This is a genomic window from Collinsella sp. SGI.184, from assembly GCF_050313415.1.
Lineage (GTDB): Bacteria > Actinomycetota > Coriobacteriia > Coriobacteriales > Coriobacteriaceae > Collinsella.
The window spans coordinates 44,831-53,799 of sequence record NZ_JBNPLJ010000014.1 but is presented as its reverse complement, the minus strand read 5'-3'; the positions used below and the strand labels follow the sequence as shown (position 1 = coordinate 53,799).

At 57.1% G+C, this 8,969-nt stretch carries 6 protein-coding genes; 2 read left to right on the top strand and 4 right to left on the bottom strand.

Going from position 1 to position 8,969, the window contains the following annotated elements; translation table 11 throughout:
• Positions 1-112 precede the first annotated feature (112 nt).
• The gene (gene ptcA, locus ACQRAJ_RS06085) at positions 113-1,186 is read right to left on the bottom strand and encodes a putrescine carbamoyltransferase (RefSeq protein ID WP_427728553.1); all 1,074 of its coding nucleotides are present in this window, start codon (positions 1,184-1,186) and stop codon (positions 113-115) included.
• A gap of 330 nt (positions 1,187-1,516) precedes the next feature.
• Between ptcA and ACQRAJ_RS06080 the strand changes: the two genes are divergently transcribed.
• Positions 1,517-2,482 carry a response regulator transcription factor gene (locus ACQRAJ_RS06080; protein WP_427728556.1) on the top strand — a complete coding sequence of 322 codons (966 nt, stop codon included), beginning with the start codon at positions 1,517-1,519 and terminating at the stop codon, positions 2,480-2,482.
• 454 nt (positions 2,483-2,936) lie between these two features.
• Here ACQRAJ_RS06080 and ACQRAJ_RS06075 read toward each other — a convergent pair whose 3' ends face one another.
• Both ACQRAJ_RS06075 and ACQRAJ_RS06070 read right to left on the bottom strand, forming a co-directional pair.
• Positions 2,937-5,141 carry an FtsX-like permease family protein gene (locus tag ACQRAJ_RS06075; protein ID WP_427748013.1) on the bottom strand — a complete coding sequence of 735 codons (2,205 nt, stop codon included), beginning with the start codon at positions 5,139-5,141 and terminating at the stop codon, positions 2,937-2,939.
• Positions 5,131-5,916, bottom strand: coding sequence for an ABC transporter ATP-binding protein (locus ACQRAJ_RS06070; RefSeq protein ID WP_427728561.1), 786 nt, complete (start codon positions 5,914-5,916; stop codon positions 5,131-5,133). Before ACQRAJ_RS06070 ends, ACQRAJ_RS06075 begins: the two co-directional genes overlap by 11 nt.
• A 262-nt stretch (positions 5,917-6,178) precedes the next feature.
• On the opposite strand from ACQRAJ_RS06070, the gene vsr reads away from it, so the two are divergent.
• Positions 6,179-7,165 (top strand): DNA mismatch endonuclease Vsr, encoded by a 987-nt coding sequence (gene vsr / locus ACQRAJ_RS06065; protein WP_427748011.1) that lies wholly within the window; start codon positions 6,179-6,181, stop codon positions 7,163-7,165.
• Between the two features lie 699 nt (positions 7,166-7,864).
• Here the strand turns inward: vsr and ACQRAJ_RS06060 are convergent.
• On the bottom strand, positions 7,865-8,722 hold the full coding sequence (locus tag ACQRAJ_RS06060; protein ID WP_022095149.1) for a class II fructose-bisphosphate aldolase: 858 nt from the start codon (positions 8,720-8,722) through the stop codon (positions 7,865-7,867).
• Positions 8,723-8,969: the final 247 nt, after the last annotated feature.

Genomic DNA, 8,969 nt, shown 5'->3' with positions numbered 1-8,969 from the left:
TTGGACAGATTCGAGGCCCTAAGGTATTAAGGCAATTGCTTGGGCCTCGGTGAGCGGGCGACAGGAGACGAGCATCCACCGCCCGCAAACATGCTTTTAGAAGCCTTGAGGCTTAGAGCTGCTCGAGAGCCTCGAGAGCGGCGTGGAGCTCAGCCTTGGCGGAGTACTCGACACCCTCGTCGTTGAGCGGAGTGCGCTTGCCCAGGGCGGCAAGGAGAGCACGGATGGAGTGCTTGCGGTTCTCGGCCTCGACCCAGCACAGGGAGCGCTCGGGATCGTCCATGACCTCGTCGACGACTTCCTCGCCACGGGTGGCCGGCAGGCAGTGCATGAACTTGGAGTTGGGGCCGGCGAAGTTCATCATGTCCATGGTGACCTGATACTTGGGATAGAACACGTCCATGTAGTTCTCGCCCGAGACCTCCTCGTCGTACAGGCCATACCACACGTCGGTGTAGATGAAGTCGGCGCCCTTGATGCACTCGATGTCGTCAGAGATGACAACCGAGCCGCCGGAGACCTTGCAGTTCTCCTCGGCGATGGCCATCATCTGCTTGCCGAACTCGGCGCGCTCCTCGACGGTGCCAACGTGCAGGCCGCCGTCGGGAATCTGGTGGCCCTTAGGTCCAAACTGGACAAACTTCATGCCGACCTTGGAGGCGATGAACATGAGGGAGACGCAGACCTGGGTGGCATCGCCGATGAAGGCCAGGGTGCAGTCCTCGATCTTCTTGCCCTCGGGGAGGTTCTCGAGCATGGTCATGAGGTCGCCCATCTCCTGCGTGGGATGGTTGAACTCGGACATGCCGTTGATGACGGGCACAGCAGAGCCCTCGGCGAGGCCGACGACGTCCTTGTGACGGTCAACGCGAGCCATCATGATGTCGAGCAGCGAGCCCATAACGCGAGCGGTGTCGCCCAGGGACTCGTGACCGCCGAGCTGGATGGTGCCAGGGCCATAGAACTGAGCATGGCCGCCGAGGTCGGTCATGGCCGTCTCGAAGGAAAGACGGGTGCGGGTGGAGACCTGCTGGAAGATCATGCCAAGGCTCTGGTTGCGGAGCAGGTGCGGATAATAACCGTCAACCTTGATGGCCTTCTTCATTGCCAGGCCAAGATCCTCGATAGCCAGGATCTGCTCTTTGGTGAAGTCGTTGGTGTCGATGAAATCCTTAGGCAGTGCCATATCGATTTCCTTTCCGCCGGTCTTGCCGACTTATTAACTGTGAGGCGCTCGTACATCACACCTCGTGTTGACAAGACCATCATTCACCCGTGTGCAATTTTTACCTAGTTTATTCGGGATTAAAGACCGTTCACGGAGTTACACCCTCTATAAACCAATATAAACCCGCAGGCAGCGGGCTTGCAGGGGGTTTACCGTCTGGAACCGCGAACGGTATACGGCTATGCTGTATCAGGTCTCTAATCCGCAATGGAACGACCGGCTGAGACAAGTATACCCGTGGGAAATAGCGGGCTCCATAAGAGTTTAAATGAGGCAGGACGGTGACAAATGGACACGCTCATGTTCTTCTATACCTTAGCGATACTCGTAATCTGTATTGTGACGGCAGTGCTTTCGCTTGCCGCCTACGCCTCGTCCCATCGACGCTTCTTTATCTATGGCAGCGGCGTTTTTATTTGCTACGCCATCGAGATGACCGAGATCTTCTTTTTTGAATACACGTTGCAAAACGAGACTTTTCCGGCCAGCGACTATTACGCAATTACCATGCCTGCGTTTCGGACCCTTGTGGCGACCATTTCACAGGCTTTTATTTGGCTGATTGCCATGGACTTGCTCGATAAGCATTCAAAAAAGCAGTTCACTATCCCCGTCTTAATGTTTTTGCTGTTAGAGTCGCTGACTATCGTCGCTGTCCCCTCCGGCCCCATGCGTCAGTGGCTCTACTACACGATGCGTCAGGTATTCCTTCTCTTTGTGGGACTGTATATCTTTTGGACGGCTCATAAAAGTACGGAGGTTGAGCTGAAGGCACGCGTTAACAACCAGCGAAAGCACCTGATTATCGGCGCTATTCTGGTCGGTTGCATCGTTGCCGAAGATTTCTACAACATCCTTGTCATCCCCATGAGTCTGGCACCCTCTTGGCTGCAGCTTTATCTATCTGAGCGCAACTTTAGCGAGAACGTCTTTGCGTGCTACTTTGCGATTCTGCTGATCATCTACTCATACCACGTGCTTTCAATTCGCATGGAGAAGGCGCCCGAGGAAAAGAACGTCAACGATCTTGATCGACACATCGAAGAGCAAATGCCCTTCTATCGCAACGCCTACAGGCTCTCCAACCGCGAGGCCGAGGTTTTGCGTCTGGTTGTGCTGGGCAAGTCGAACCAAGAGATTGCTGACGAGCTATTCCTTGCCGTGGGCACCGTCAAGACCCACATCCACAACATCCTGGTCAAAACCGAGCAGCAAAACCGAACCACGCTCATCCTCCACTTTTGGAAGCGTTAACCTGCCAAAAAGGGACAGGTTTATTTTGGTAGGTTTTATCTGGGCAAACGCCAGCCGCCGCAAGAGAGCTGCCTTCCCTTGTGGCGGTCTTCTAGCAGTAAGACCAAGTGAGTAGACTTTTTGCAGGAGGTCGAGCACGGCCCAAAACGCCGCGGCTCTGACCTGCGATTTTATTGAACATTTGTCGCGATGTGCTCGGCATATCTAAATAAGTCTACTCACTTGCATCCGAGACACACCAGATAGGCAAAAAACCGCCGCGAAGGAAGGGTTACGCGGTTTTACCAAACCGCATAACGGCTCGACGCTGCAAGCGCCCCTGAGCGAGCAATCTGACGTTCAGTCGTCGGTCGCGTACAAAAGTACGCTTCCCTCCTCTTTCACGTCACCTTACTCGCTTAGGGGCGCTTTCGCTGACTTATGCTCAACCTACAATGATTCCAAACTGGATGAGTTACTCGCTGTAGCGGGTGGCTATGGCAGCTCGCACCATTCCGGCGCTCATGAGGTACGTCACCAGGAAGTAGCCACCGTATGCTGCCAGGAAGATTGCACAGGTGAGGCCCACGGTGCCGCCGATGCTCATATTTCCGAATATGCTCACCAGCTCGATAATCACCTTAAGTGCCACAAAGGAGTGCGCCAGACCCACTGCCAGCGGGAACAGGAAGAATACCGCCTGCTGCGCCATCACCGAATGGCGAATCTGGCGGTCGTCGCAGCCGATCTGTGCCAGCACACGATAGCTGCGGCTGCCGTCGGCCACGTTGGAGAGTTGCTGGATCGACAGAATCGCCGCGCATGCAACGACCAATACAAAGCCGATGTAGATGGCTAGGTAGCTAATAAGACCGTTCATTTGCGCTGCTTGCGCGTACATCTCGGAGCGTGTGATGAAGATTCCCCACGATCCCGGCTCCTTGCCGTCAACGAGCAGATTGTCGAGCACAGTGTATTTAATGCTCTCGTCTGCCTCGGTCGTATCCATCCCCTGTTTGTAGTTAACGAGCAGGCTACTGGAATACGGCTGCAGATTAAGTTGGGACAACAGTTCGTCGGCAACGACGACGGTACCCGGATTACTGCCCATCGCCGAGTTGGCGATGGCCGCCGTATCTTCGTCCGACTTATCGGTTGCGGGTTTGAGCGTATGCCCGCCCAAGGTAAGGGCATGGCCGCCGGCCATATACTTGGTGTACAGGTCGATCAGCTCACCGCCCATATCACACGTAAGCAAGTACTGGTCGCGGCCAATGCTCACCGGCTCCTCGCCCATCATCTGACGCAGCTTGTTGTACTGGCTCGCCGGCGTCACAAACAGACCTATCGCATCGGGCTTGCTGCCCCCGAACGCCTTGGGAAGCTTTTCGCCCATGGTCTTGCACATCTCACCCGCAGACACCGAAGGGCTCGAACCGCCAAACGGGTAACTTAGATACGAATCAATCTGCACATGCTCACCGGCAACATCGGCGATATTGACCTTCTTGCCGGTCTCGTCGTTGTTGTCCGCCGACTTGTCCTTACCGTGCCATGCGGGGTACAAATCGACCGTTGTATCGGCCAGCACCATGCGATCGGCTACATCAGACGGATTGACGTACTCTTTGTAGTAGTCGAGCGTATCGGGCGTGTAATAGACATACGTCTGAGACACATCAACAGGGTTATAGCGCTCCAGATTCTCGTTCATCACGCTGGCAATCGACATACCGCACGTCACCGAGGTGATGGCCAAAAACAGGAGCATCGCGATGACGCCCATCGAAAAGCACACCGTGTTGACCTTGGCCGCAAGCTGGCGCACGATAAACATGTTGAGGCCGCGCCAATACACGCCGCGCAGGCTCTGCAGCAGCTTGATAAGCATGCCCGAGAGTCCCCAAAACAGGGCAAAGGTACCCACGGTAACCATAGCGGTCGTAATGCCAAACTGGTTCATGGCCTCTTGCAGCTTGCTGTCCGTCGCGGTTAGCGGGAACCCATCACGTAGCAGACGGTAATAGGCCACGCCCACAAACACCACGCCCACAGCAAAGATGGCAATCGCGATCCAGGGGTTGCGTGTCTTGATGCTCTCGTTGCGACGCTCGGCACCCATAAGCTCGATGAGTTTGGTACGACGTACGGCGCGAAGGTTCAGCAGTAGCGTGAGCACAAACATTACGAGCATGCAGGCAAGGGTCAGGTTGAACGCATGCACCGAGAAAAAGAAGTGGAAATTGGCGATCTGTGTCTTAAAGAGCGAGGCCGTAAAGAACGTCATGAGCTGGGAGAGTCCCACACCCAGCACAATGCCGGCGACAAAGGCCACAACCGATACTATCACGGTCTCGAGCGCCATGATCGTGGCGACGCGCCCGCGCCCCATGCCGAGTACCTGGTACAGGCCAAACTCCTTCTTGCGGCGTTTCATGATGAAGTTATTGGCATACACCATCAAAAAGGCCATGACACCGGCCAAAAAGTACGTCAGGTAGCCGAGCATGCTGCCCATAACCTGCGCCAAGCCCTCTTCATCGATTCCGGCGATGTCGACCTGCATCGAGATGGTGTTAAAGGCATAGAAGACCGTGACGCCCAGGGTGAGCGTCAAAAGGTAGACGAGGTAGTCGCGGCCGGCGCGGCGGACGTTGCCCCAAGCGAGTTTACAGAGCATCGGAGCCCTCACCGCCCATCATGGCAACGACCTCCATAATGCGGTCGAAGAACTCGCGGCGGTCGGTGTCTCCGCGGCGCAGCTCGGTGAAGATCTTGCCGTCGCGAATAAACAGCACACGGCTCGTGTAGCTGGCGGCAAAGCTGTCGTGCGTGACCATGAGCACGGTGGCGCGCAGGCGGCGGTTAAGGGCCTCCAGGCTCTCGAGCAGCAGGCGAGCGCTCTTGGAATCGAGAGCGCCGGTGGGCTCGTCGGCCATGATCATGGTGGGGTCGGTGACGAGCGCGCGAGCCGCGGCAACGCGCTGCTGCTGACCGCCGGACATCTGGTAGGGATACTTGTCGAGCACCTGACTGATGGACAGGCGCGCTGCCACATCCTGCACGCGGGTCGAGATCTCTGCCGAGCTTGTGCGGGCGATGGTGAGCGGCAGGGCGATGTTCTCGCGTGCCGTGAGCGTATCGAGCAGGTTGGAGTCCTGGAAGATAAAGCCGAGCTCCTCGCGGCGGAACTGCGAAAGCTTAGCCTGCTTCATGCGCGTCACGTCCTGGCCGTTGATGCGGATCGTGCCACTTGTGGCACTATCGATGGTCGACACGCAGTTGAGCAACGTCGACTTGCCCGAGCCCGAAGCGCCCATGATGCCAACGAATTCGCCGCGGTTGACGGTAAAGCTGACGTCGTTGAGCGCGCGGGTCACGTTGCCCAGCGCTCCGTATACCTTTTCGAGATGCACGACTTCCAGTACCGGGGTCGCCATGTGCGTGGTTTGCATACCGAGTCCTTTCTTGCGATTAGTCTACGGCATCTATAGTCGCAAGAAGCCGAGTCGGCTACCATCGATATCGCTTACGCTTGCCTTACCGTTGCGTAAGGTAGGGGTAGCCTTTTTGGGACGGGGCTTTTTTAGCTACCCTATCCGTAGCCTTCGAAGCATGAGGCCGCATTTGACATAGGGCAGCTAAAAAAGCCCCGTCCCAAAAAGACTACCCAAATGAGCTGCCTTGTCATGTGTCGATGTTGAGAGAGGACTCCTGTTGAAGACTGTTCATGTTGCCGCTGGGATCATTCGCAAGGAAGGATCCGATGAGCTGCTTGCCGTGCAGCGCGGCTACGGCGACATGCAGGGACTTTGGGAGTTCCCCGGTGGCAAGCTCATGCGCGGCGAGACGCCCGAGGACGCCGTACGCCGCGAGCTCATGGAAGAGCTGCAGGTAAAAGTCACCAACCTGCGCGATTTCTATACCGTTGAGTACGACTACCCCGATTTTCATCTCTCCATGGAGTGCTACTACTGCTCGCTCGCCGATGACTCCGATGAGCCCCAGAAGCACGACCGCCAGCTCGATATCCGCTGGATTCCGCGCACCTCGCTTGCTACGGTGGAATGGATGCCCGCCGACAAAGGGCTTATCGATGCTCTGATTGAGCTGAAGGAAGACCGGCTTGAGGCTAACGCCGCCAACGATGCCAAGGCCACCACGTCCGACGAATCTGCCGCCAAACCCAAGCGCGCACCTAAGCGCCGCAGCAAAAAGCGTCCCAAACCAGGTCTGCTCGACGGCATCGATACCTCGGACCTCTCCGCTGACGAGCGCGAACTGGTGCGCCGTCGCGCCGCTATAAAAAAGTCCATGAAGGGCAACAAGCGCGCCAACACCAAACCCGAGCTGCTCGTTCGCCAGCGCCTGCGGGCAGCGGGCCTTACGGGATACCGTCTGGAATGGAAGGTACCCGGCAAGCCCGACATCGCCTTTCCCGGGCGCAAGATCGCCATTTTCGTCAACGGCTGCTTTTGGCATCGCTGCCCTAAGTGCAATCCGAGCCAGCCCAAGCGCAATGTTGAGTTTTGGGAGGCAAAGTTTCGCCGCAACGTCGAGCGCGACCGAGCCGCCATCGACGCGCTTACCCAAATGGGCTGGACGCCCATCACCGTCTGGGAATGTGAGCTCAAGAAAGACCGCATCGACGCCACCATGGAAAAGGTCATCGAACAGGTACGCGCCGCCGCACCGCAGCGCTAACAGCGATCAGTCACACGCTCCGCACGTCCGCGCCACATCCGAGCCGCAAACCTTAGAAAGCCCTTAAGCTCAAAACCTTTCAAGAGTGTTATTCGATACCTTTGACCTGCGGTTTCATTGTTGTAACAAACCTGATTAAGCCTTTCTTTAGCGCTTCTTTGCAGCAGCCGCGGCATAATACTGCCAACGAACGGGACCTAGCAGCACACCCCGTGCGCAACCTTTTGGTGGACATCGAGGAGGCCGCATAAGCATGCATTCTTCCAATGACGCAGCACAGCAGCCATCCCTAAAACATGCAGACCTTTTCTCCTTCCCCCCGACACAGAGAAACGGCCTCCTCGACTCCCCCACCACAAAAGCCAAACGCTCAACCGATCAGCATCTCAACTTGCGAATATCCTTCGATAAGCTCCAAGCATCCCTAAACAAGTCATTCCCCAACCAAGCCCGGGCATACTAGCCCCCACCAACAAAGCGTCCCTAGCGCCCCACCCCTTCAGCCCCAACGCCACAAGAGCGATCGAGCAGGGCCGTCTGGAAACGGAAAAGGGCCTATCTCTCAGAGCATTCCGCAGGACGGAGGAAGCCCCGCAGCGCGTAGCGCGCAGCGGGGCTTCCGACATGTCCGAGGACGTTCTGAGAGATAGGCCCTTTTCCGTTTCCGGACGGCCCGGTGGGATCAGAGTACCCTTGCTGTTACTCTGCTTTGCCCACAGAGTTGAGGTTGGTCATGCGGATCTTAACCAGCTCGGTGATCTCACGCATGCCCTCCTTGGCCGGCTTCTTGGGATCGAAGCAGGCGGGGTTCTCGGCCATGTAGGCCATGAAGCCCTTGGTGTAGGCCTGACGCAGCTCGGTAGCGTAGTTAACCTTGCAGATGCCGTTCTTCACAGCCTCGGCAACCTGCTCATCGGGCACACCGGAAGTGCCGTGCAGAACCAGCGGCACGTCGACGGCGTCGCGGATGGCCTTGACCACGGACTGCTCGATGTGCGGATCGCTCGTGTACACGCCGTGGCTGGTGCCAACGCCAATGGCCAGCGAGGTGCAGCCAGTGCGCTCGACGAACTCCTTGGCCTCGGCAGGATCGGTGTAGGGGCTCTCGCCCTCAACCGCGGGACCGTCGTCCTCCTTGCCGCCAACCTTGCCGAGCTCGGCCTCGACGGGCACGCCCATGGCGCGGCCAGCGTCGGCGACGGACTTGGTCAGGGCAATGTTGTCCTCGAAGGACTCGTGCGAGCCGTCGATCATGACGGAGGTGTAGCCCGTGCGGAAAGCCTGCATGCAGCGGTCATAGCCATCGCCGTGATCGAGGTGCAGAGCGACGGGCACGGAAGCGCGCTCGGCAGCGGCCTTCACCATGCCGTAGAAGTAGTCCAGACCAGCGGTCTTGATGGTGCCCGGGGTGGTCTGCATGATGACGGGGGACTTGGTCTCCTCGGCAGCGGCCAGAACGGCCATAACAAACTCGAGGTTCTCGACGTTGAACGCGCCGACGGCGTAGTGGCCGGCCTGAGCGTCCTTGAGCATCTTTTCGGTGGTAACAAGTGCCATGAGCGTTTGCTCCTCTCCCTCGCCCGCATCTGGACATCGGGCGTAGTTGTTCACAAGGCGTTTTACCTTGCGTTTTACTGCGTTCATTGTATGAAATTCAGCGGCTTTGCACGTGCGAGATATTGAGTCCATGCAGGCCAATACAGTCGTTTTTGAAAAGTAAACGGAAGGAATTGGAACCGAGTGGGCGTGTTCGATATTGTATTTTGAGCGTTTAGCGTCTTTCTTTTATAGAAAAGATAAGTAA

Coding starts and splice junctions, on each gene's coding strand:
- ACQRAJ_RS06080 (WP_427728556.1), top strand. CDS start 1,517: ATGGACACGCTCATGTTCTTCTATACCTTAGCGATACTCGTAATCTGT.
- ACQRAJ_RS06070 (WP_427728561.1), bottom strand. CDS start 5,916: ATGCAAACCACGCACATGGCGACCCCGGTACTGGAAGTCGTGCATCTC.
- ACQRAJ_RS06075 (WP_427748013.1), bottom strand. CDS start 5,141: ATGCTCTGTAAACTCGCTTGGGGCAACGTCCGCCGCGCCGGCCGCGAC.
- ptcA (WP_427728553.1), bottom strand. CDS start 1,186: ATGGCACTGCCTAAGGATTTCATCGACACCAACGACTTCACCAAAGAG.
- ACQRAJ_RS06060 (WP_022095149.1), bottom strand. CDS start 8,722: ATGGCACTTGTTACCACCGAAAAGATGCTCAAGGACGCTCAGGCCGGC.